This window comes from Methanoculleus sp. UBA374, from assembly GCA_002508705.1.
Classification (GTDB): domain Archaea; phylum Halobacteriota; class Methanomicrobia; order Methanomicrobiales; family Methanoculleaceae; genus Methanoculleus; species Methanoculleus palmolei.
This window is the reverse complement of sequence record DAYL01000029.1, coordinates 1-23780: the sequence shown is the minus strand read 5'-3', so window position 1 is coordinate 23780 and position 23780 is coordinate 1. Positions and strand designations below refer to the sequence as shown.

Sequence of the window (23780 nt, the reverse complement as noted above, 5' to 3'; positions counted from 1 at the left end):
GAGTATGAGAAAGAGTATAAGAAAGAGTTTGAGCAGCTTGGGGCTGAACTGGTGCAATTCCAGAAGGACCATCCCGAATTGCAGATATCAGGTTTCGTGACATCGCCCACGGAAATCGAGATCTGGGTGCGCAACCTCACACCCGAAAACGAGGCGCTGAACGGCACCGTGATGCACAACAGGACGGTTCTGATCAACTGGAACGCCATCGATTATGCGATCCGGGTGGCGAGAGAGGAAGCGAGGGAACCGGGGACAGGTTGAGGCGCAAAAAAGAGAGCCAGAACCTGATCGCCCTGGCCCCGTGAGGATCATGAACAAACGATACTTTCTCATCTCCCTCGTGCTCATCGTCCTTCTCTCTGCCGTCGTTCTCCTTCACTACGCCCCTCTTTCGTCGGAGGAAGGAACGGTAGTTCTCATCCATACCGCAGAGGAAGAGGTGCGGATCGCAGAAGGAGATGATCGGTTTGGGCCCCTCTATGAGGAGTGTCTGGCGGTCCTCCATAACCTGACGCCGCCTGTTGAGATGTACGTCTCCCGGGAGGACCTCTCGAACCGTATGGACGAAGAAGAGGATACGTACGTTGTACTCACCCTTCTGGAACCGACGGAACTTGTGCACTCGTATCATGTCGGCGAGAATAGCGAGAAGACAAGATCTGAAACGATCACGCTGCAGAGTGCGATCTTCGGGCTGCACGATTCCGAACCGTCTGCTGACGACGACCTGTTGTTTGTGATCACCGACGCACTCAGAGAGGACGGCAGTCCGCAGGTGGTGGCGTATGAGTCGGAACGGGGGCTCGAGCACCTGAACGCTCTGGTTAATGCGTCTCTCCCGGGAGGCGGGGGTACGGAGGTCGGGAACTGAGCCGCATTTCCCTGGCGCCGAAAATAGAACCGGCAGTCATGAATTGAACTGACCGCGGCTGCAACGACGATCCAGAGAAATGCACAGAAATGTTATGGGGAGCGATGTCGAAGTCTCAACCGGCGATACCCCCGGTATCCCGCGGGGGCCGGGAAGTTCGATTGACGTCGTATCCCGGCCCCCATACTGTGCCCGGAGGATAATAGGGCTATTACCTTTCATAAGGGATAACCGTTGCGGTTCTGCTGTCTGATTACCCCGTCTCCGGGGACTCTCCCGAACCCGGAGCGTCCTTCTCCACCCGGGAACGGAGAATCTTGTAGACCTCCCCGGCAACCAGCACCGGCAGGCCGAGCAGGGCGAGCAGACCCCAGTCACCGGGGGTCAGCGGCGCGGTCCCGAGGAAGGGCTGCAGGAACGGGACGTAGACCACCAGCACCTGAAGGGCAAGGGTCCCGAGGATCGCGAGGAACAGGGTCGGGTTCGAGAAGACACCGATCCGGTGGAGCGGGAACCGGAACGACCGGAAGTTCAGCACGTTGTAGAGCTCGAAGATGATGAGGCCGGAAAAAGCCATCGTCCGTGCCCGTTCGAGGTCCACCGTATAGAGCCCGGAGAAGACGTAGATAGTCAGGAGACCGAGCCATATCCCTAATATGAGGATGACGAGGAGAGCGTTCCGCGTGAGCAGGGGCTCCGTCGGGTCCCTCGGCCGCCGCCGCATGACGTCCGGCTCGGCGGGCTCGAAGCCGAGCGCGATGGCGGTGAGGCCGTCGGTGACCAGGTTGATCCAGAGGATCTGGATCGGGATGAGGATCAGCGGCAGGCCGAGGAGCAGCCCGCCGACGATCGCGACGAGTTCTCCGACGTTGGAGGAGAGGAGATACCGCGTGAACCGGGCGATGTTGTCGTACTCCCGCCTCCCCTCCTCGACGCCGGCGACGATGCTTGCAAAGTTGTCGTCCACGAGTACCATGTCGCTCGACTCTTTGGCCGCATCCGTCCCCTTGATCCCCATGGCTATTCCGATGCTCGCCTTCTTCAACGCAGGGGCATCGTTGACGCCGTCGCCGGTCATGGCGATGACCGACCGCTCCCGGGAGAGGATATCGATCACCCGGAGTTTATGCTCCGCGGTGACCCGGGAGAGGACCTTTGTCGTCCGGAGGCGGCCCTTGAGTTCGTCGTCGGTCAGCCTGTCGAGATCGGCCCCGGTCAGCGCCCCCTCGCCGGAGAGGCCGAGACCGCGGGCGACGGCGGAGGCGGTCAGCGGGTTGTCCCCTGTGATCATGATCACATCGATCCCCGCACTCCTGCAGAGCCGGATCGCCTCCGCTGCTTCGGGCCGCGGGGGGTCGACGATCCCGGCAAATCCGAGGAAGATCAGGTCCTCCTCCACGGTCTCCGCGGTCCGTTCGGCCCCGTCCGGGAGCGGCCGGTACGCCGCCCCGAGCACCCGGAGTCCGCCGGATGCGTACTCCCCGATCTCCGCGAGGACCTCTTCGCGACGGTCTTCGGTGAGCGGCACCACCGATCCGCCGAGGAGCAGCCGGGACGAACGGGCGAGAAGGACCTCCGGCGCCCCCTTCACGTAGGCGACATCCCCCTCTTCTTCCCGGTAGATGATCGTCATCCGCTTCCGGGCGGAGTTGAACGAAAACTCCTCCTCCGCCTCCGGGCCACCCTCGCGGGAGAGCCCGGCTTTTGACGCCGCGACCACGAGCGCCCCCTCGGTCGGCGTTCCGAGGACACGCCACCCCTTCTCCCCGTCGCCGGCGAGAACCGCGTGGTTGCAGAGGAGAACGGTGCGCAGGAACTGCCCGAGTCCCGGGTCCGCAAGAGGGTCGATGGGGTCATCCCCGCGGAGGAAACCGCCTTCCGGGGCATAGCCGGTCCCGGTCACCGTCACCTCCGCGTCCGGCGTCCTCACCCGGACGACCGTCATCTCGTTTTTGGTGAGCGTCCCGGTCTTGTCCGTGCAGATCACCGAGACCGCGCCGAGGGTCTCCGATGCAGGGAGTCGGCGGATCAGGCAGTTCCTCCGCATCATGCTCTTGACGCCGAGCGCGAGCGTCAGCGTCACGACCGCCGGGAGCCCCTCCGGGATCACCGCCACCGCGAGCGAGACGCCGACAAGGAACATCTCCAGGAGACCCCGCTGCTGCAGGAGGCCGACGATGACCGCGAGCACGGCTATACCGACGGCAATAACCCCCAGGTCGCGGCCCAGGCGGTCCATCTGTCGGGAGAGAGGGGTTGTTTCGTCCCTGACCCGCTGGGATAGACCGGCGATCCGCCCGAACTCCGTCGTCATCCCGGTGGCGACGACCACCCCGCGCCCCCGCCCGTTGACCACCGTCGTGCCCGCAAACGCCATGTTGCTCCGCTCGGCAAGGCTGGTCTCGGGAGGGAGCGGGGCCGGCGCCTTATCCACGGGCGACGACTCGCCCGTCAGCGGCGCCTCGTCCACCTCAAGCGAGGTTGCCTCGACGATGAAGAGGTCGGCAGGCACCTGTTCTCCCATCTCGAGGACGACCAGATCGCCGGGAACGATCCGGGCGGCATCGACCTCCTGCTGCCTTCCGTCGCGGATGACCACGGCCTGCTGGACGAGCATCTTCTTCAACGCCGCAATCGCCTCCCCGGCCTGCCACTCCTGGGTGAAGCCGAAGGCCGCGTTTAAGACGACGATGATGAGGATGGCGGCGGCGTCGAGTATCGCGCCGACAAAGAACGAGACCCCCGCGGCGATGAGCAGGATGATGATGAGGACGCTCCTGAACTGCCGCAGAAAGACCTGGAGAGGCGTCTCCCGCGCCTCTTCCCGGAGGACGTTCTCCCCGTATCGCTCCAGCCTCATCCAGGCCTCGTTCGCGCTTAAGCCCGACGGCCCGGTGCCGAGTTTTTGCCGGATCGCCTCCGTAGAGAGGCTGTGCCATTCGGGCGGAGTCCCTCCCTGTACAGGCGGAGCCTCTTTCGGGTCCCGATCCGATGTGGTCATATATTTCCGGTTCTGCATCGGGATATAAAAAGCTAGAGAACTCGCCTACGGTATTCACGAAAATGCCACAGGAGCCTGAACGATAGGCCGAGAATTACCGGACCTGCCGCTCTTCCGACATCATTATATCTCCCGACCAGGATCGGAGATCGGGCCGGAAACCCGGCCCGGGAGAGACGGAAATGAGTAGAATAGCAGTCCTGATCACGGATATGTTTGAGGATGTCGAGTACACGCAGCCCGCGGAAGCGTTCCGGAAGGCCGGCCACGACCTCGTCCACGTCGGCCTCACCGAGGGCGAGACCGTCCACGGGAAGAAGGACCGGACACCGGTCGCGATCGACCGGGCGGCAGCGGATATATCAGTGGACGATTTCGATGCGCTCTTCATACCGGGCGGCTACTCGCCCGACAGACTCCGGGCTTACGATGCACCCGTCGAGTTTGTGCGCCGGTTCGTTCAGAGCGGAAAGCCGGTCTTCATCATATGCCACGCGCCCCAGCTCCTGATCACCGCACAGGTGCTCGAGGGGCGGAAGGTGACCGGCTGGAAATCCGTTGTCCAGGACATCAAAAACGCCGGCGCGGAGTACATCGACCGGGATGTGGTGATCGACGGGAACCTGGTATCAAGCAGGATGCCGGACGACATCCCCGCATTCATCAAGGCATCGCTTGCAAAACTCGAGGAGGCCGGCGGCGAAGCGACAAAAGCGGCGACTGCACGCTCGCGGTGAGGGGAGAACCCCGCCGCGCAAACTCTTTATGGGTGCGGCCCGCACTCACTCTTCAGAAATGAGTTCTGCAGGTCTGCCGGATAAGCGGGTACGGAGCAGGCTTGCGATCATTGCTTTTGCCACGGTGCTTGCCGTTCTCCTGGGCTTCGTCGTTGGCGCCGGCGGTGCGTATACCCCTCTCTTCTACCTGGCACTCATCTTCGCCGCATTCCGGTACCGAAGGCGTGCAGTCTATCCGGGGGTTCTGCTCGCAGCGCTCTATACCGTTATAGAATACGCTCTCTCCGGCTCCCCGGGGCCGGGTATCCTCGTGGGCGCGGGGACCCTTGTCCTCATCGCCTATCTCCTCGGATATCTCTTCGAACTCGCGGGGGGGCGTCCCGGCGGCCTGCACCTCCGGATAGGCGAGCCCGGTTCCGGAGCGCCCGCATGCGACCGGAGTACACGAAGGTTGATCGCCCGGCTCTCGAGTCGGGACCCGGATACCCGCTACCGGGCGGCCGGCTGCCTCGGCGATATCGGCGATCCCGCCGCAGTCGGACCGCTCGCCGCCCTCCTTTCCGACCCGGAGAGCGGTGTTCGCTGGAAGGCTGTGGAAGCGCTCGGGAAATTGGGCTCCCCGGCCGTCGGGCCGCTCACGGAGAGCCTGAAGAGCGAAGACGTCGATGCCCGATGGATGGCTGCGGTCGCTCTCGGCGATATCGGCGAACCTGTGGTAATTCCGGCGCTGATGAGGGCGCTTGACGATGAAGACGCCTACGTCCGGAGCAGGGCGGCCCTCGCGCTCGGGGCTATCGGCGAACCTGCGCGAGACGACCTCATCGCGAGCCTTCACGCCGGAAGCGGGAGCATCCGCCGGGGTGCGGCCCTCGCACTCGGGAAGATCGGGGGAGAAAATGCCGTTACAGCCCTCATCGGTCTTCTCCGGGACCCCGAAGGAGGGGTGCGGCAGCGTGCTGCAAGTGCGCTCGGCGACATCGGCGAACCTGCGGTCCCCGCCCTTATTTCGGCGCTCCGGACGGACGACGCTGAACTCCGGCAGGGAGCGATGGATGCCCTCGTCCGGATCGGAAGACCTGCCGTTGCCTCGCTTATTGCGGCGCTCGGTGACGACGACTGGCGCGTCCGCGAAGGAGCGGCGGTGGGTCTTTCGGGGATCGACGACCCGGGTTCGGTCGATGCCCTGATCAGGGCGTTCGGCGATGAGCGGGAGGAGGTGCGCCGGGCCGCCCGGAAGGCGCTCGGCAGCATCAGGAAGACATAACACCTGCAAGAGAGCACCTGAACGCTATGACTGACGAGACCCGGATCGATGAACTCGTCGCCGACCTCCGGCGCGGCCCCCTCGCGGTGCGCCGGGCGGCGACCGCCGAACTCGGGACGATGGGAGAGACGGCGGTCGGGCCGCTCATAGCCGCAATGCTCGACGGCGACAACGATATCCGGTGGTACGCCGCCCGCGCGCTGGTGAAGATTGGTGTTCAGGCGGTGGAGCCCCTCATCGCGGCGATGCGTACGGGAAAGGACCGGGACTTCCGGCGCTACGCCGCGGCAGCCCTGACCGGGATCGGGGAGCCGGCCGTCGGACCCCTCATCGCGGTCATCGAGAGCGCCGACCCTGACCTCCAGCCGTTCGCCGCGATGGCTATATGCGGGATCGGCGAACCGGCGGTGGAGCCCCTCCTCCGCCTGCTGCGTAGCCCGGACCTGGAGACGCAGGAGCGCGCCGCGCTTCTCCTGTGGAAGATGGGAGAGGCGGGCGCCGGACCGCTCACCAGGGCACTTGAAACCGACCAATCCGGGAAGAAGTGAATCGGGGGTTCCTCGTCGGAAAACGAGGACTCTAAATGCGTGAAGGCCCCATACTCCATACATGGAGGTCTCACCCGCCACCGCCCGCTACTTCGACGAACTTGGGGCAGGGCTCGAGATCGCGATGCAGATCGCCGCAGCCGCACGGACACGCGGTCTCGACCCGACGACGGAGATCGAGATCCCGATAGCCAGCGACCTCGCCGACCGCGTGGAGGCGCTCCTCGGCTATCGGGGGATCGCAGCCAGGATCCGGGAGCTTGAACAGCAGATGTCCCGGGAAGAGGCGGCGCTCCGCATCGGCGACGATTTTGTGGCACGGAAGTTCGGCGAGACCACGACCGAGGAGATCCTCGACCACGCCATCCGGGGAGCGATGGCGCTCTTGACCGAGGGCGTGGTGGCCGCCCCGACCGAGGGGATTGCAAAGGTCAGCCTCGGGAAGAACGACGACGGGACCGATTACCTAAAGATCTACTACGCGGGCCCCATCCGGAGCGCCGGCGGGACGGCGCAGGCGCTCTCGGTGCTGGTGGGGGACTACGTCCGGCAGGCGCTCGGGATCAACCGCTACACCCCCCGTCCCGAGGAGGTGGAGCGCTACATCGAGGAGATCCGGCAGTACAACAACATCATGAGCCTGCAGTACCTCCCGAGCGAGAAGGAACTCCGGACGATCATCGAGAACTGCCCGGTCTGCATCGACGGCGAACCGACCGAGCAGCAGGAGGTGAGCGGGTACCGGAACCTGGAGCGGGTGGAGACGAACACCATCCGGGGCGGGATGGCGCTCGTCGTCGCGGAAGGGCTGGCCCTGAAAGCCCCGAAAGTCTTAAAGAACGTCCGCAAGATGAAGATGGCGGGCTGGGACTGGATCGAGGAGATGATCGGCGGCGGCCCGAAGAGCGACGACGACGACCCGGGCGCCGCGATCAAGCCCAAGGACAAGTACATCCGGGACCTTATCGGCGGCCGGCCGGTCTTCTCCTACCCTATGCGCAAAGGGGGGTTCCGGCTGCGCCTAGGCCGGGCGCGGAATACCGGGTTTGCGGCCGCTGGCCTGAACCCGGCGACGATGCACATCCTCGGGGACTTCCTCGCGGTAGGGACCCAGATGAAGGTCGAACGGCCCGGAAAGGCGGCGGGGATCGTGCCGGTCGACTCCATCCAGGGCCCGACGGTCAAACTCCGGAGCGGGGAGGTGCGGCGGGTGGACGACGCGGCGGAGGCCCGGCAGATCGCGGGGCAGGTGGAGGAGATCCTGGACGACGGCGAGATCCTGATCAGTTTCGGCGAGTTCATGGAGAACAACCACCCGCTGATGCCCCCGAGTTACTGCGAGGAGTGGTGGATGCTCGAAGGGGGCAGGCGGCACCCGGAGAACGAACTCGAGGCGATAGAGTTCGCGCTCGACGGAGCCCCCCTCCACCCCGACTACACCTACATGTGGGACGACGTCGCCCCGGCCGATATCACCCTCCTTGCGGACCGGGTCTGTGCCGACGGCAGGATCGAGGACGGCGTGCTGACGCTGCCGAACGCCCCGGAGGTGAAGGCGATCCTCGAGGAACTCCTGGTGCCCCATCACCTTTCCGGCGACCGGATAGCGCTCCCCGAACATCTGGTGCTCCTCGCCTGCCTCGGGCTGACGCTCCAACTCGAGAAGAGGCCGGTGTGGCAGGATGCCCCGCTGGAGAACTCTCTCGACCTCGTGATGCACCTCTCGGGTTTTCTGGTCCGCTCACGGGCGGGCACCCGGATAGGCGGGCGGATGGGGCGGCCGGGGAAATCGAAGCCGCGGGAGATGAAACCGCCGCCCCACTCGCTCTTTCCCGTCGGGGACGGGGGGGGTGCGCGCCGGTCGTTCCAGGCGGTCTGCACCTCGAAGCCCCGGTCGAATACGGACGGCGGCGTGGCCGAGGTGGAGGTCGGCGAGCGGCGCTGCCCCGCCTGCGGCACCTTCACCTACAAGAACCTCTGCGAGTGCGGCGCGCACACGGTCCCGGTCTTCCGGTGCCCGAAGTGCGGGCTGGACGTCGGGAAGGACCTGTGCCCACGGTGCAACGTGCCGACGGTCTGCCTCCAGAAGGTCTCGATCAACGTGAAGTCCGAGTACGCGGCGGCGCTCGAGCGTCTCGGGGTGCGCGACTCGGCGATCCCGCTCCTAAAGGGCGTGAAAGGGCTGATATCCCGCGAACGGCCGGTGGAACCAATCGAAAAAGGGATTCTCCGGGCGTTGCAGAACCTTTATGTCTTCAAAGACGGGACTGTCCGTTACGATATGATCGATCTTCCTCTGACTCATTTCCGGCCCGACGAGGTCGGCGTCCCGATCGAGCGGCTTCGGGAACTCGGCTACATCTACGACACCTACGGCCGGGAACTCGTCTCGGACGACCAGGTGCTGGAACTTCGCCACCAGGACATCCTGGTCTCGGAAGACTGCGGCGAGTGGCTGGTCCGGGTGGCGAAGTTCATCGACGATCTTCTCAGGAAAGTCTACGGGCTTGAACCGTTCTACCGGGCGGAAAAGCCGCTCGACCTCGTGGGACAGCTCCTGATAGGGCTTGCCCCGCACACGAGCGCCGGAGTTCTCGCCCGGCTGATCGGATTCTCGAAGGCGCCGGTCGGTTACGGCCACCCGTTCTTCCACGCGGCGAAACGGCGGAACTGTTTTGCGGGCGATACGGCGATCTCCGTCTTCGACGGCCGGCAGTGGGCGACGGTGCCAATCCGGCAGTTCGTGGTGGAGAACTTCAATCTCGCAAACCCCCATTTCGACCATGTGGGGACGTTCTACTCCGACCCCCGACAGCCGTTCTACGTCCGAAGCATCGATCCGCAGGGGAAGGTGAGCATGAAGCGGGTCACCGCCGTCTCGGTTCACCGGGCCCCGGCGCACCTCATCCGGTTTGAGACGAGGCGGGGGAAGATCCTCTCGGTCACCCCCGACCACGCGATGCTGGTCTGGGAGACCGATTACCTCCGGAAGATCCGGGCGCTCGAGGTGAAGGTCGGGGACCGCGTCCCGACGGAGGAGGGAGGGCTCGTCGTCAGCGACGAGGTCGTCGTCTGCGAGACCGTCCGGACGCTCGACGACCGGGTCTACTGTCTCACGGTCGCGGACAATCACACCCTGGTTGCGGACGGGATCTTCTGCGGGCAGTGCGACGGCGACGAGGACTGCGTAATGCTTCTTCTCGACGGGCTGATCAACTTCTCCCGATCCTATCTCCCCGAGACGCGGGGCGGGACGATGGACGCGCCGCTCGTGCTGACCACCCGGATCGACCCGGCGGAGGTCGATAAGGAGAGCCTCAACGTCGACGTCTGCGACCACTACCCCATCGAGGTCTACAACGGCTGCCTCGCCTACGCTCACCCAAAAGACCTCGATGCGTTCGTCGACCGGGTGGAGCGGCGGCTCGGGACCCCGGCCCAGTTCGAGGGTTTCCTCTTTACCACACCGACTTCGAACATCTCCGCAGGGCCGCTCGAGTCCACCTACACGAAGCTCGGGTCGATGCTCGATAAACTCGAGGCCGAACTCGACCTCGCAAAGAAGATCCGGGCGGTGGATGCCGACGACGTCGCGGAGCGGGTCTTGAACACCCACTTCATCCGGGACCTCCAGGGCAACCTCAATGCGTTCTCGAAGCAGAAGGTGCGGTGCATGAAGTGCAATGCGAAATTCCGGCGGATGCCGCTTGCCGGGAAGTGCACCCGCTGCGGCGGGAACGTCATCCCCACGGTCCACGAGGGATCGGTGAAGAAGTACCTGGAGATGTCGCGCAACATCTGCGAGAACTATGCGGTGTCGGAGTACACGAAGCAGCGGGTGGCGGTGCTCTCCATGCAGATCGAGTCGACTTTCGGCGAGCCCCCGAAACGGCAACTCGGGCTTGCGGACTTCATGTGAGGCGGGGATGGCGGCTGCTACGCTCTCGCCTGCGGAGGTCCTTGCGACCCTCAAGCGGGGCGTCTCCCTCCCGGCCGACCGCCGGCGGCCCGGCGTCGAGCGGGTGCCGGGCATCCCTGCATACCGGGTGACGACGTCCGCGTCCCGGCCAGACCGGACCCTGCTCTTCTTCCACGGCGGGGGGTTTACCGGAGGGTCGACGGCCGATCACCTCGACCTCTGCGCCCGCCTCGCGGATGCCGCGAGAGGCGAGGTCGTCTCGGTCGACTACCGGCTCGCGCCGGAGCACCCCTTCCCGGCGGCGGTGGAGGACTGCCTTTCCGCCTACCGCCACCTGCTCACGGAGGGCTGCGACCCGGCGCGGGTGGTGCCGGTCGGGATCTCGGCCGGGGGGACGCTCGTCCTCTCGATGCTTCTCTCCGCCCTCGACGCCGGGCTTCCGATGCCGGCGGCGGCGGTCCTGCTCTCTCCGGCGGTCGATATGCTCTTCCTCGGTGAGTCGGTCATCTTCAACCGGGATAGCGATTGGTTCGGGCCGGAGCGGCTTGCGGCGATGCGGAACGACTACCTCGCCGGTCACGACCCCGACGATCCGCTGGCTTCACCGCTCTACGCGGACCTCGACGGCCTGCCGCCGCTTCTCGTGCAGGCGGGGAGCGGGGAGGTTCTGATCGACGGGATTACAGCGTTCGTGAGCACGGCGCAACTCCAGGGTGTCTCCGTCACGTTCGACTGTGCGGAGGGAATGTTCCACTGCTGGCAGGCGTTTGCCGCCGTCCTCCCGGAGGGTGCGGCGGCGATCGAGCGGGTCGGGGTCTTCGTCCGGCGGCAGGTGCCGGACGAGGCGGCGGGGCAGGGGCCATAAGCTCATTACCCAGTGCGTTCAAGAAGTACAGGCGCGAGGGTAGCCAAGCGGTCAACGGCGGTCGACTCAAGATCGACTCTCGAAGGAGTTCGCGGGTTCGAATCCCTCCCCTCGCATTTTCAGGATTATAAGTCTTGAATGCCCATACTCTCAGTGCCATTTCCATCTTCAAAGTGACCCTCATCTGTCGAACCTGGGGGCTGACATGGCGCCATGAGGCTTTCGGACAACTGCACTATAAAATTGGACTGATCCATGTGAAACTATAGAAGTTAACGCCACGTGATATATCGAGGGCATCCCAAAATGCCTTTGCCGGAAGGGGGGCACCCCCTCCCGGACCCTCCCCCACATGGCGATAGCCAATAGGAAGCCGTTTCACTCTCTCTGTCCTGGATATCGTTCAGAGGAGAGAAACTTCGGAGGTGCGTGCTCCGATAAGGGTGTACAGAACATTCATAGATCTTTTTGGGATGAGTTCATCGATAAAAATTTACATGATGCCCGTGGGGCCACAGACATACCAGATGAAAATATCGGGGAGTCATTTTCATACGAAAAATCGCGCTGAATTACATTGAGCCTTCGACCAATTGAGTACATATCTGCAATACGGACCGAACAATTGGGCCCTGTTACTGAGGTCGTCCCGGAAACCTTTGCCGGAAGGAAGGGGACGCCTGCTCGCACAGATATTCGTTGCATCAGCCCTTAAAAGAAAGAATGAAAACAATTGGAACGTTCAGGCGGCTCACTTAATCTTTTTCTCGAGTTTCTTGAGTTTTTTCTTGGCAGCCTGGCTACCGGCAGCCGCCTGCTGCGCGAGTTCTTCTGCCTTGGCCTTCTTTGCTTTGTTTAACTTCTCCATCTGTTTCTTGCTCGTCGGCATACAGTTACCTCGATACGTCTGTGACAGGTTCTATTCATCGTTTTCCTTCATATAAATTTCCCTGAACGGGCTGGATTTTCGAAATATCCTGACATTTTCTCGCTGACAGCACCTGCTGTCATCGTCTGGCTGGATACCAACTTCGACAGTTACACCGCCGCTCCAGGCCCGGCAAACCTGAAGCAATACTTCCAGTAGACCGTCTCCCCGGCTCCGAGCATTCATCCGCTTATATTCCGGGGCGCTTCCACCACCCGCGCCTGCCGGTCAGTCATTCCCGGCTGACCGTCGAGTCAGCCGCCAAACCCCGCCGTTCTCCCGCTACCTGACCGACGGCATCCCGGTCAGGTAGCGGTGAAAGACATGGTTGTTCTCGATGAACGACGCGGAGAGGGGGGCGGTGAGTTTAAGGACGGCCTCATCGACGGCGCTCTCCGGGCGGTCGGGTTGATGGTGCGGAGCAAATCCCTGACCGGATGAGAAAGGGCAGGTGGTAATCGGTGCGCTCTGCGGCCGGCTCTCCGGGTGCCATCTCCGGGTCGGAGAGGGCGGTGTAGCAGAGGCCGGCAAACTACACAAGGGTGGTCCTCTTCGATTTCTGATTCGGTGAAAGTGTATAGGGGGTCACTTTTTCAAACCCCTGAATATAAAGATGTACTCCTTGCCCGACTTCTGCTTCGCAAGATATCCCAGTTCTTCGAGATGGAAGAGATCGTTTCTCGCTGTTCCATAAGCCACGCGGTATGTCTCGACGATCTCTTTGATCGTGATTGGCTTACCGGGGTTTTTGATAAGGGATTTGATTATTTCCGCCTGGCGAAGGCTCAGTCCTTCGCTCTTCTGAAGGATGGTCAACGCCTGTTTGCTTTCTCTCTGCTTTTTCTCGATGTACCTCTGGATATTGTCGACTGCGGTTTTTACCGCGGCGAGATTGTAGCGGATAAAATATGTGAGATCATTTCCATCGCTTTCAGTATATTGATATGCAAGTTTATATTGGTCTTTCGTATCTTTTATCACTCTGGATACTGCCATATATTCGAAAAGCCAGTAATCCTTCCGAAGCATGTACCAATAAAAAATACTTCGTGCACATCGGCCGTTTCCATCATTGAACGGATGTATGTATCCTATCAGGAAATGCAGGATAATGCCTTTAATTACTGGGTGGATGAATTGCCCGCCGTCATTATTTGCAAATACACAGAGTTTCTCAATAAGTTCTCCAATTAACGCGAAATCGGGAGGGGTATGTAAGACATTGCCCCTTAAATCAAAAACTCTAATATCATTGTTATCTCTGAATCTTCCTTCATCTTTTAGATCTTCGAGTGTGTCCTTGGTAATGGTCTTATGGATCTGTAAAATTAACTCTGGGGTTAGATTTTCATCTTTTATCTGAGTAATTTTTTTCATTGTGATATAGTTGTTCAGGATCATCCTCTCATCTGTTGTAGCGGGTTTCCTCTTTTCACGAAGCATCTTTTTTGCAATTGTCCTAGTGACTGCGGCTCCCTCGATCTGGCTCGATGCAATCGCCTCCTCCATCAGGGAATTGATGATGAACTGGTCCCGATCGTGAGGCAGTGAATCGAGGCCCGATGAGATGCTCCCCGCCGCTGATTTATCAAGGAAGTGAAGTTTTTCGAGGAAATCATCCAGAAGATTATATTTTAGCTGAAGATCATCGAACGTGATATATTTCATATCCTTCGTTCTGAGGGTCTTCATCAGTATCCAGACATAGAGGGGATCTACCGGAAGATCGCGCCGTTTCAGCTCCTCCCAGTGCAAGTATTTTTTGTTATATTTGAAGACTGCGTCGATAATATCTGTGGTATCTACATATTCCCAAGCCTTTTTAACATCTGCCGGAGAGTATTCAGGAGTGTGAGGGAGTTTCATGTTTAAATTTTATCTATTGTTTCTATCCGTATTATCATTATCTATCAGTTTGATACATTCTGATAGATACCATAAGTGAGGGGATATGATATGCATCCATCATCAGCAATAAAATCAGGCTCAGTTAGAATGAAAGAAGCCCATATGATCTGGAATCATCACATCCGGATTTAACTAATTGCGAGGTCGTCCCAAAACACCTCAGCCGGGAGGGGGTTTCCCCCTCCCGGCCCCTCCCCCGCGTGGCGATGCCCAGAGGGAAGCCGTGTCAGCAGCTTGACGCCAAAGATCACTCAATTTTTCGCGGGGATGTGTCAGAATACTCTGAATTATATGAATCTTCAGCCGCTGGACACTTTTGGGATGACTTCTGCAACTGTTTTTCATCGAACCTGTGAATGTACTCCCTTTCTCACCGACATGAGGTACAATGGAGGGAGAGATAAACGTGCCTGTTCCTTTGTAACTGTCTGAAGGTTGTAAATATCTTTGAGCGCAGATAAACCCCAGTTTCTCGTTTTTTCTCTGAAACAGTCTTCACACAGAAGGTATTGCCATTAGTCCCTGTTACAGACTTCACATTTTCTAGCCTCCCGGACCCTCCCCCTAGTGGCGATATGCTGTTTTCCTGTGGAAGATAGCAGGAGCACCGTGAGGTGCGACTCCCCATGGAAAGCCGTTTACCATCCTCGCCCAGGATATGGTTCTGATGGTAGAATATTTGGATGTAAATGCTCCGATCAGCATGTATCGAAGGTTCGGGGATCTTTTGGGATGACCCCAATAACATTCTCTTTCAGATCCCTGCTGCCCGCGGGCACCCGGATCTCCCTGGGGATGAGAGGGCTCCCGTTCCGGCTCATTTATCCGCTCGTTCTCATCTTATCGCCGAACCAGTCGAACTTGGCGGCAAACGATTGCGCGAACGCCTCAAGCCGGCAGCGCGGCCTGACACCGTAGTTGTTGGAGAATACCATATAGCGTGCAGTTTCGTGCAGTTCGAGGTCCGCTTCAAGGGCTCGCGCGGGGGTCCCCGCCCCAACTTCCCTCGAAGCCCTGGCGGCTTTTCTCCCCTTCGGGGACGTCCGGTGTCAGGCATCGAGCAAGACCGCATCGCTCGATGTCGGGTGCCGAAATGAGCGAACTACCGGGAAGACATACTCGAACTGAAAACATTAAAGGTCGATCTCCATTGCAGACCGATCCGTTCGCCAATCAAATCCTCAAGGATCTCAATATATCAATATTTCTATATCATAATCTGAATACTACAGGCAAAGTATTATATAATCTCAAGTCTAGCATGGACTCAAAACCTCAGGGGGGAGTGATATTCGGCGATACGCTTACCCGGCGGAATTTTGCTCGATCGATACGACATGGTGCCCACGTTGGTATCCGGGCATGGGATGCCGGCGGTTGAGTGGCACCTGCGCTGCAGGGGATACGGGATGACGTCGATACGGGGGCAGGCTGCCGGGGACATCCATCCCGGGGCAAAAAACGGGAAAAAACCGTTTGAGCGGATGCGGGGGGAACTTCAGCGGAACGATCCGCTTCTCGGAAACCTGGATACGGTCCTTTCCGGCATCGGCAGCCAGGACCGGAACCGCTGGACTCACGCAACCTGCCGGTACCGCATCGGGGAGCATGGGCCCGCATCCCTCGCCGAATGCAGGGTCCGGCTTCTCACTCCGTCCTGCCCGAGAAGACAACGGCGCAAGCAGCAGCAGGTTTGTGATCGCTTATGAAGATCCTCCAGGTGACGCCGTTCTTCAAGCCGAGCTGGGAGTCCGGGGGCGTGGCACGTGCGGCATATGAGATCTCAAGGCGCCTCCAGATGGTGGGCCACGACGTCACGGTATATACGACGAACCGGAGCACATATCCGACCGGGCTTCCAACGAACAGACCCCTCGAAGTCGAGGGGATGAAGGTATACTATTTCGAAAATTTACGGAAGTATTTTCCGGGCACACTAATACCCATAGTCCCGTACTATTTACCGTTCGTTGCACACCGAGATCTGCGGAATTATGATATAATCCACATCCACGAGCACAGGACACTTCTTGCGGTCATTATAAGCCATTATGCCCGGGAGTACGGCATTCCATACGTCCTGCAACCGCACGGGTCGCTCCCCAAAAACCGGACCCTGGGTAAGGCAAAAGTGAAAAATCTCTTTGATTTCATCTCCGGATCCGCCATTTTAGATTCCGCATCACGACTGATCGTCATGAACAGCATGGAAAAAGAACAGAACATCATGATGGGCGTTCGTGAGGATAAGATCGCCGTTATCCCCAACGGCATCAGTCTCGAAAGGTGCATCACCGCCAGGAGCAAAGGGGGGTTCCGGAAATCATGCGGAATCGAGAACGGAAGCAACCTCATTCTGTATCTGGGCAGAATCGATAGAATCAAAGGGATTGATTTTCTGATAGAAGCGTTTTCCCGACTGGTGCAGGAGCAAAAAGACGCCATCCTGGTCATTGTCGGGCCTGAGTGGGGTTACAAACGGGAGCTCGAGGAAAAAGTACGCAAGCTCGGAATTCAGGATCGGGTACGGTTTGTCGGCTACCTTGATGACGTCGGCTTTGCCTACCAGGATGCCGATCTGCTCGTCTATCCTGGAATGTACGAGATATTCGGGCTTGTTCCGTTTGAGGCGATCATGAGCGGGACCCCGGTGATCGTCACGGACGGCAATGGCAGCGGAGACCTCATCAGGGAGGGCGACTGCGGCCTCGTTGTGCGCTACGGAGACTGTGCGGATTTAGCGAAAAAGATGGCATTCTGCCTTGAAAATCCCGGGGAAGGGAGAAGAATGATTCAGCGGGGACAGGAATTCGTTCGAAAGAACCTGACATGGGACCGGACCGTGGAAAAACTCGAACAGGAATACAGGAAGTGCCTATGAACATACTGGCAATCCCAACAACCGTCGGATTGTCAAAACCACAGAGCGGGGGCCAGAACAGGTTTTGCAACCTCGTCAAGTGTCAGGCCGCAAATAACCGCATCGTTGTACTCGAACCGGATCACCTTCACGACGAGAGCGACGATGATGTCGCACGAGTCTACATCTATCATGATATCGAGGCGCTCCAGAAGAGACTCTCCATATTCAGGGATATTAATCCCGATTTCATTCGTAAGGCGGCGCGGATCATCAGGGACGAAGAGATCGATCTCATCCAGATCACCCATCCCAGCGGAGCAATGGCGGCCAGGATGCTCGGTCTCCTTACGCGCAGGAGGATAAAGATAGTGTACGACGCTCACAATGTCGAATCCGAGTTCATTCAACAGACCTTTGCGAACCACGACCACTACTCCCCGATGGAGCGGAAACTCATACCCGCCTATACGAATCTACTGGAGAGGATCTCCTGCAGGTACCTCTTCGACCACATCACCGCCGTGAGCGACAACGATGCGGATACGTTCAGGAGAAAGTATCATCTCAAAGACGGGATGATCAGCGTCATCCCTTCGGGGTGCAACATCCGTTCGAGGATATCTGATGAAGCGAAGAACAAGATCCGTGAAGGGATGGGGCTCTGTCCCGCGGATATTGCCGTGTTCTTCCACGGTCTCTACACGCATCCGCCGAACCGGGAAGGATTTGATCTTATTCAGACTGATATTGCCCCTCGATTTGCCGATACAAACCCGAATGTATCGTTTATCGTCGGTGGAACACGGGTTCCGAAGTTTGAAGAAGCAAACATCAGATCGCTTGGATTCATCGCCGATATCCAGAATATTTCCGGCGCCGATATCGCCATCGTACCTCTGAGAAGCGGAGGGGGGACAAGACTGAAGATCTTCGATTATATGAGTGCCGGCCTCCCCATTGTGACCACGAAGAAAGGAATCGAAGGAATCGATGCTGAAAACTACGAGCATGCGATCATTGTCGACGACATCGACGAAGACTTCATAGCGGGGATCAGGTATCTGATCGAACATAAAGACGAACGGAAGAGAATTGGAGAGAATGCTCGAGCGCTGGCCGAAGCGAAGTATGACTGGCGAATAATCGGGGGAAAATTGGAAGACGTGTATCGGACGCTGGTTCCGGAATCAAGTATCCATTATAACAATTCCGCATAGATGATGCCATGCAGATCAGGAATCCCATTACGCTAAACGACTGGAAGATCCGGAATTATTTCATTGCGATCCTGTGGCTTCAGCTGGGGCTGCTGTTCATACAACTCCTGGAGAGTACGGACTCAAGGGTCCTGTTTCTGCAGGCGATCCTGGGAGTTGCCTTTTTCTCATTTATTCCGGGCATAATCGTCCTCAGAATCCTGAGAATACATAATGCAAGCACTCCTGAAACGCTCCTCTATGCAGTTGGATTGAGCATAGCAATCCTCATGTTTACCGGACTATTCATGAGCGTGATTTACCCCATCTTCGGGATCTCCCGGCCGCTGTCCCCGGATTCGACCCTGATGACAATCAACGTCACGACAGCGATTTTGCTCTTATTCAGCCTTGTCAGAGATAAAAAGCCCCCCGAATCGGGTTTTATCGATACGGAGACGTTTCTCTCAAGACCTGCGTTTCTCTTGTACCTGGTGCCGCTCCTGACAATTATCGGGACTTATTTCGTGAACCAGTATCACAACAACGGAATTCTCATGCTGATAATCGCGTTCATCGCGGTTATACCCATACTGATTGGACTAAACCGGGTGATCCCGGAAGCGCTGTATCCTCTGGCGATTTTATCTATTTCCGTCTCGCTATTGCTTCACACATCGCTCATATCTCCGTATATCTGGGGCTACGATATCCATTATGAGGCGTTCCTTGCAAACCTCGTCATAGACAACGCATTCTGGGACTCCACAAGTCCCGGCAACGTGAACGCAATGCTCTCCGTCGTCCTGCTGGCTCCGATGTACTCGTATATCACGGGGCTGGACCTGACGTGGGTGTTCAAATTAGTCTACCCGATCACCTTTGCCCTTGTGCCCCTGGGGCTGTATCATGTTTTCCGAAGGCAGGTGGGGGAAAAGAGCGCTTTCCTTGCATCCTTCTTCTTTGCCTCGTTCATAATATTCTACGCGGAAATGGCCTCCCTGGCGCGTCAGGAGATTGCAGAACTCTTTCTCGTCCTGCTCATCATGATAATGGTCGCGAGAAATGTTCCCAGAAGAACGAATTTCGCGTTATTCGTCATCTTCGGCGCTTCCCTAGCCGTTTCGCATTACGGAACATCGTATATCTACCTGCTCTCCCTCATCGTGGTCTGGCTGTACATGACTCTCTCCTCATTTGCCGCAACCCGAGGAGATACTCTTTTCAAATGTTCGCGAAAAACAGCAGGGGAGAATCCGTCGGGTGGAGGCTCCGTGAACAGAGACGATGGAAGAACGATAACCGCCGCCCATGTCCTCTTCTTTACCGGGTTTACGCTCGGGTGGTATATGTTTGTCGCGGGAGGGACTTCCTTCGATACGATCGTGTCGATCATCGACCACATCGGCAATACGATCTTTGTGGACCTGCTGAACCCCGAGGAAACCGAAGGGCTGGATCTTCTTATCAGTACTCCCCAATCCCTCCTGCATACCGTTGCCAAGGGCCTCCACCTCATTACTCTGGCACTCATCGTCGTCGGGTTTGTCGCTATCTGGTTTCGGCGCAAGAACACCCGCTTTTCACGGGAATACATTGCATTCTCATTTATTGCGCTCCTCTTTGGAGTTGCGGGCGTCCTTGTACCAAATTTCTCCAGCACACTCAACACCTCCAGACTTTACCAGATTGTGCTCATTTTTCTCTCCCCGTTCTGCGTTGTCGGCGGCATCAGCATGCTTGCGGCACCGGGGGCATACATCAATAAACTCCGGAGCGGGCGGCTTGCGGGACGAACGCCGCTGGTACTCATGTCGGTTCTCTTCTCACTGCTGTTCCTCTTCAGTACGGGCTGGATCTACGAGTGCGCCAACGATCAGCCGTCATCCATCGCTCTGAGCCAGAATTCGATTAAGAAATACGGAGGGGATACACCGAAAAACGTGTTCTATGGGACGTTCATACCAGAGCATGATGTCTTCGGCGCCCGCTGGCTGGGCAGGTACATGGAGAATGGTTCGGTCGTCTATGCGGATAGAACACGGAAAGATAATGTATTAACTTCCTACGGCAGCCTCGCGAGGACACCTCCATTCCTGCCCGAAACAGACTTTGAACCGGTTTTGGGCGCATATGTGTATCTGGCGACATATAACATCGTCGAGCGCTCCGCAAGCGGCCCGGAGGAGTATTATGATTATTGGAGCATCGAAGATGTATATCCCGCGATCTGCCGCAACAACAAGGTGTATTCAAACCATCAGAGCGAGGTCTATCAGAACGGGTAACGCTTCCTCCGTGCTGCTGCCGTCCCGGGACCGGCGTTCACTTCTTGACGCCTGAATATTCACGGGAGAGTGGATCACAGGATGTACCGCCTGGCCATGGAGAGCACGACAAAGATGCCGATCAGTGCATAGGTCAGGACCCATGCATACCCCACACCGAGAATCCCGCATTGAAGCATCAGGATATAACTGGACCCCAGAAGCAAGATGAAGGTGAGTGCGCTGATAACGATCAGACTCTTCAGCCCGTACTGAACCTTCTTGATTACGATAAATACTTCCGAAAATGAGAAGAAAAAACTTGAAATCGCCAGAACTTTAACCAGTTCGAGCCCTTCTACGTAATCCGGACCGATTAAACCGAGAATATACTCCCCGAATACGAACAAACCCGCAACCGCCGGAATGAGCAGCACAAAAATTCCGGCAAGCGATTTTAGTACATTTCTCTTCAGTGCTTCGCCGTGGCTTCCCTCGACGAAGAGCGATGTCGTGAAAGATGTGGGTATGAGGAATAAGAACATGACAATTGCATACGCAATGAAGTACTGAGCGGCTTTTTCCGCACCGAGAATGTTCAGCACAAGGATCGGGAGAATCGTGCTCGGGGCCGCAGTGAGCAATCCGGAAAAGTAGTTGCCTGCGGAGAACCGGAACGAATCGAGCAAAAAATCCCTATCAAGGCCAGATAGACGAATCCCGGACCTGTAGAGAAGGAAGACCGAAACTACGAGGGCAATGATGAATGAAAGACCCAGCGAACAAAAGATTCCAAGTGCTCCGAGAAAAGCCAGAGGAATGAGAATAAGGAGCCTTGAACCAAAAAGGAGACTCTGGAGGAAGTAGAATTCTGATTTCCGCAGTGCAACGAACGCTGCACCGATGAAGGCCGTTACGGAGTTGGCTATCAGAAAGGTGATGTAGAGGAGCGCATAGTCCCTGACCTGATGCAACTCGGGCGACCAGATATCCACCGTAACTATGAACAGAACCCCGAGGACAAACCCGACTATTGTTGTAACGATTATTGCCGTTCCCAGGACTTTGGATTTATCCCGCGTCGGAAAAAACCGTATGATCGATTGATCGAATCCGAGCTTCGATAGAAGGATCAGCATCCCCATGGATGAGATAAGGGCCGTTGCAACCCCTACGTCTTCCTGCGGATAGAACCGTGCTGCAAGCATCCAGAATATGAAACCAAAGCCCGCACTTGAGATCGATGTAATGATGATGAAGAAAGAACTCCTGTACAGCGGGTCTATAAGATAGGTTTTCAGCTCAACGGGGTTTTTCGGGAATGCGTGCATCATCCCCCTAATAGATGTATCGCGTATATCAAAGTATCCGTCCTAGCGACTCGCCTGCACCGATGGCGTCGTACCGGGGGGCCATTTCCGTTAACAAGAATCCGGAACGGTTGGCCCTTCCACACATGATGGAGCACAGAGGAGAAACGGTCGCTACTGACGAGGGGGCCAGGCGCCCATGGATCAGGAAAGGTGCGCTGGAGGAGTAGTGAGAAAAAGTTGAGGGGTGAGCGGCGTGAGAAACGACCCTCGTAAAGGGTCTCACAGTGTATCTACTCTTCCGAAGAAGTAGTCTACCAGCAGTGAGACGTCGCTCCAATCTACCTTGCCGTCGGCATTGAAGTCTGCGTCGGGGTCTGTTTCGACACGCCCGAGAACCATGTCGCCGATGAGAGCGACATCAGCCCAGTCTACTTTTCCATCGGCATTGAGATCCCCTTTTTCAGGCTGCGGGGTTGACTTTGCCACCGTGATGGATTTGGTAAGGATGTTGTTGGTCTCGCTGGCCTCGGCGATCCGGTTGACATCGTCCACGGTGGCTTTCACTGTGTGAGTGCCCTCTACGGCTTTCCAGGCTGCACCGGCCGAGCCGCCGTTTGCAGTCAGCGTGACCCACGCTCCCGGAGCGATCGACCGGGTGTAGGTGTCCGACCAGACGCCCGGACCGGCCGCACCGTCGTCGAACGTGAAGAGGACGCCGTGCTTTGTGCCCGCAGGCGTCGCAGCGTCACCCTGGTTCTTGACGGTCGCCTTGAGCGTCACCGCACTCCCGGGGGCCGGGTTTGTCGGTTCCCAGGAGATGTCGGTCACCACAAGGTCCGGCTTCCCGGAGGGGGTGGGGGTGGTGGGGACCGGCGTCGGGGTCGGCGTCGATCCCGGCTTCGAGACCGTGATCTGCTTGGTTCGGACGTTGTTGGTCTCGTCGCTCTCGGCGATCCGGTTGACGTCGTCTACCGTGACCTTCACCGTGTGGGTGCCGAGGGCGGCCTTCCAGGCTGCACCGGCCGAGCCGCCGTTTGCGGTCAGCGTGACCCACGCTCCCGGAGCAATCGACCGGGTGTAGGTGTCCGACCAGACGCCCGAACCGGCCGCACCGTCGTCGAACGTGAAGAGGACACCATGCTTTGTGCCCGCAGGCGTCGCAGCGTCACCCTGGTTCTTGATCGTGGCCTTGAGCGTCACCGGCGCCCCGGTCACCGGGTTTGCCGGCTCCCAGGAGATGTCGGTCACCACAAGGTCCGGCTTCCCGGAGGGAGCCGGGTTGGTGGGGACCGGTGTCGGAGTGGTCGGGGTCGGGAGCGGCGTGCTGCCGGGCCTGACGACCGCACAGTTGACAATACTGACTGCTCCCGAGTTGACGCCACTCGTCGTGATTCCCGTCGAACCCACCGGAAGTGTATTTGAAACCGTCTTGATGCCTTCAACGACGACGTTGTTGGTCCCCCCTCCCGCTACGGTGAACGGCGTCGCCACATCGGATACAATGCTCCCGGTGAATTTTGAATTGGACGCGCTGTTCACCGTGACGAGCTTGGACGCGCTGTTTCCTGAGGCATGGATATCGACGTTTGAAGAGACAAAACCCACTCCCAGTGCCGGGTCTCCTATCAGAGCGCCGACACCGTTGATGCCTCCGGGGTTGGTCATCGTGAAGTTCTTAATCTGGACATAGTCGACGAGCGTCGCATAGAGACCGCGGCCATGGGAGTCGATGCTCGCACAGTCCTCCATGACGATCGAGGGGTTGGCGTTCGTCACTAGCGACTGCACGATGAAGAACGACGTCGGTTTCACCGCCGAGTAGTCGGTCTTTCCCCGGCCCGTCTCAAGGTCCGTGCAGTTGTCCAGGTAAACACCATCGGGGTAACTGAAGAAGAACCCGTAGGCGCTGTTCCCCTCCGCGGTGCAGTTGTTGAACGTGTACGGGCCCCGGGGGGCGTAGTAGCCGGCACCGAAGTAGTCCTCGCCGCCCAGGCTGTAGGTTGCCGGGAACGGCTTCTGACCGTTGTTTCTGCTGATGCAGTCGGTGAAGACGATGTCTTTCTTGGTCGGACCGTACTCGAAGTGGAACCCGGACTC

Annotated in this window: 15 protein-coding genes, 1 tRNA gene and 1 pseudogene; 12 read left to right on the top strand and 5 right to left on the bottom strand. The window is 58.5% G+C overall.

What is annotated here, in order from left to right; all coding sequences use genetic code 11:
• Both BRA42_RS08810 and BRA42_RS08805 read left to right on the top strand, forming a co-directional pair.
• Positions 1–264: pseudogene (locus BRA42_RS08810) on the top strand (hypothetical protein); the annotation flags it as partial.
• Between the two features lie 49 nt (positions 265–313).
• Positions 314–874 (top strand): hypothetical protein, encoded by a 561-nt coding sequence (locus BRA42_RS08805; RefSeq protein ID WP_292406357.1) that lies wholly within the window; start codon positions 314–316, stop codon positions 872–874.
• 253 nt (positions 875–1127) lie between these two features.
• Here BRA42_RS08805 and BRA42_RS08800 read toward each other — a convergent pair whose 3' ends face one another.
• Positions 1128–3875: an HAD-IC family P-type ATPase gene (locus BRA42_RS08800; protein ID WP_342770335.1), complete on the bottom strand. Its 2748-nt coding sequence runs from the start codon at positions 3873–3875 to the stop codon at positions 1128–1130.
• A gap of 182 nt (positions 3876–4057) precedes the next feature.
• On the opposite strand from BRA42_RS08800, the gene BRA42_RS08795 reads away from it, so the two are divergent.
• The 6 genes from BRA42_RS08795 to BRA42_RS08770 all read left to right on the top strand — a co-directional run bounded on the left by BRA42_RS08795 (position 4058) and on the right by BRA42_RS08770 (position 11324).
• A complete protein-coding gene (locus BRA42_RS08795; RefSeq protein ID WP_292406353.1) occupies positions 4058–4612 on the top strand; it encodes a type 1 glutamine amidotransferase domain-containing protein in 555 nt (184 codons plus the stop codon).
• A 58-nt stretch (positions 4613–4670) separates the two neighbouring features.
• Positions 4671–5876 (top strand): HEAT repeat domain-containing protein, encoded by a 1206-nt coding sequence (locus BRA42_RS08790; RefSeq protein WP_292406350.1) that lies wholly within the window; start codon positions 4671–4673, stop codon positions 5874–5876.
• Between the two features lie 26 nt (positions 5877–5902).
• Positions 5903–6424, top strand: a complete 522-nt coding sequence (locus BRA42_RS08785; RefSeq protein WP_292406348.1) for a HEAT repeat domain-containing protein — start codon at positions 5903–5905, stop codon at positions 6422–6424.
• Between the two features lie 61 nt (positions 6425–6485).
• Complete coding sequence (locus tag BRA42_RS08780) at positions 6486–10343, top strand: DNA-directed DNA polymerase II large subunit (RefSeq protein WP_292406345.1); 3858 nt, start codon at positions 6486–6488, stop codon at positions 10341–10343.
• A 7-nt stretch (positions 10344–10350) separates the two neighbouring features.
• The gene (locus BRA42_RS08775; RefSeq protein ID WP_342770336.1) at positions 10351–11208 is read left to right on the top strand and encodes an alpha/beta hydrolase; all 858 of its coding nucleotides are present in this window, start codon (positions 10351–10353) and stop codon (positions 11206–11208) included.
• A 33-nt stretch (positions 11209–11241) separates the two neighbouring features.
• Positions 11242–11324, top strand: a tRNA-Leu gene (locus BRA42_RS08770).
• 635 nt (positions 11325–11959) lie between these two features.
• Here BRA42_RS08770 and BRA42_RS08765 read toward each other — a convergent pair.
• Positions 11960–12097, bottom strand: coding sequence for a hypothetical protein (locus BRA42_RS08765; RefSeq protein ID WP_248534371.1), 138 nt, complete (start codon positions 12095–12097; stop codon positions 11960–11962).
• A gap of 624 nt (positions 12098–12721) precedes the next feature.
• Positions 12722–14002 (bottom strand): Fic family protein, encoded by a 1281-nt coding sequence (locus BRA42_RS08760; protein WP_342770337.1) that lies wholly within the window; start codon positions 14000–14002, stop codon positions 12722–12724.
• A gap of 1451 nt (positions 14003–15453) precedes the next feature.
• On the opposite strand from BRA42_RS08760, the gene BRA42_RS08755 reads away from it, so the two are divergent.
• Genes BRA42_RS08755 through BRA42_RS08740 form a run of 4 tightly spaced genes read left to right on the top strand, consistent with a single transcriptional unit; the run spans position 15454 to position 20391 of the window.
• Positions 15454–15753, top strand: coding sequence for a hypothetical protein (locus BRA42_RS08755; protein ID WP_292406332.1), 300 nt, complete (start codon positions 15454–15456; stop codon positions 15751–15753).
• Entirely contained in the window at positions 15750–16925 is a 1176-nt protein-coding gene (locus tag BRA42_RS08750) for a glycosyltransferase family 4 protein (RefSeq protein WP_292406329.1), read from the top strand. The genes BRA42_RS08755 and BRA42_RS08750 overlap by 4 nt, the downstream gene beginning before the upstream one ends.
• Entirely contained in the window at positions 16922–18124 is a 1203-nt protein-coding gene (locus BRA42_RS08745; RefSeq protein WP_292406326.1) for a glycosyltransferase family 4 protein, read from the top strand. Before BRA42_RS08750 ends, BRA42_RS08745 begins: the two co-directional genes overlap by 4 nt.
• Positions 18125–18132: 8 nt before the next feature.
• A complete protein-coding gene (locus BRA42_RS08740) occupies positions 18133–20391 on the top strand; it encodes a DUF2206 domain-containing protein (RefSeq protein WP_292406324.1) in 2259 nt (752 codons plus the stop codon).
• A 74-nt stretch (positions 20392–20465) separates the two neighbouring features.
• Here the strand turns inward: BRA42_RS08740 and BRA42_RS08735 are convergent, their stop codons facing one another.
• Positions 20466–21704 (bottom strand): oligosaccharide flippase family protein, encoded by a 1239-nt coding sequence (locus BRA42_RS08735; RefSeq protein ID WP_292406320.1) that lies wholly within the window; start codon positions 21702–21704, stop codon positions 20466–20468.
• A 258-nt stretch (positions 21705–21962) separates the two neighbouring features.
• Positions 21963–23780: CARDB domain-containing protein (locus tag BRA42_RS08730; protein WP_342772129.1), on the bottom strand; the 1818-nt coding region annotated here is incomplete at its 5' end.

Bases quoted from the DNA above. Each gene is read 5' to 3' on its own strand.
- BRA42_RS08775 (WP_342770336.1), top strand. From the start codon at position 10,351: ATGGCGGCTGCTACGCTCTCGCCTGCGGAGGTCCTTGCGACCCTCAAG.
- BRA42_RS08780 (WP_292406345.1), top strand. From the start codon at position 6,486: ATGGAGGTCTCACCCGCCACCGCCCGCTACTTCGACGAACTTGGGGCA.
- BRA42_RS08805 (WP_292406357.1), top strand. From the start codon at position 314: ATGAACAAACGATACTTTCTCATCTCCCTCGTGCTCATCGTCCTTCTC.
- BRA42_RS08800 (WP_342770335.1), bottom strand. From the start codon at position 3,875: ATGACCACATCGGATCGGGACCCGAAAGAGGCTCCGCCTGTACAGGGA.
- BRA42_RS08785 (WP_292406348.1), top strand. From the start codon at position 5,903: ATGACTGACGAGACCCGGATCGATGAACTCGTCGCCGACCTCCGGCGC.
- BRA42_RS08735 (WP_292406320.1), bottom strand. From the start codon at position 21,704: ATGATGCACGCATTCCCGAAAAACCCCGTTGAGCTGAAAACCTATCTT.
- BRA42_RS08750 (WP_292406329.1), top strand. From the start codon at position 15,750: ATGAAGATCCTCCAGGTGACGCCGTTCTTCAAGCCGAGCTGGGAGTCC.
- BRA42_RS08765 (WP_248534371.1), bottom strand. From the start codon at position 12,097: ATGCCGACGAGCAAGAAACAGATGGAGAAGTTAAACAAAGCAAAGAAG.
- BRA42_RS08740 (WP_292406324.1), top strand. From the start codon at position 18,133: ATGCAGATCAGGAATCCCATTACGCTAAACGACTGGAAGATCCGGAAT.
- BRA42_RS08795 (WP_292406353.1), top strand. From the start codon at position 4,058: ATGAGTAGAATAGCAGTCCTGATCACGGATATGTTTGAGGATGTCGAG.
- BRA42_RS08745 (WP_292406326.1), top strand. From the start codon at position 16,922: ATGAACATACTGGCAATCCCAACAACCGTCGGATTGTCAAAACCACAG.
- BRA42_RS08755 (WP_292406332.1), top strand. From the start codon at position 15,454: ATGACGTCGATACGGGGGCAGGCTGCCGGGGACATCCATCCCGGGGCA.
- BRA42_RS08790 (WP_292406350.1), top strand. From the start codon at position 4,671: ATGAGTTCTGCAGGTCTGCCGGATAAGCGGGTACGGAGCAGGCTTGCG.
- BRA42_RS08760 (WP_342770337.1), bottom strand. From the start codon at position 14,002: ATGAAACTCCCTCACACTCCTGAATACTCTCCGGCAGATGTTAAAAAG.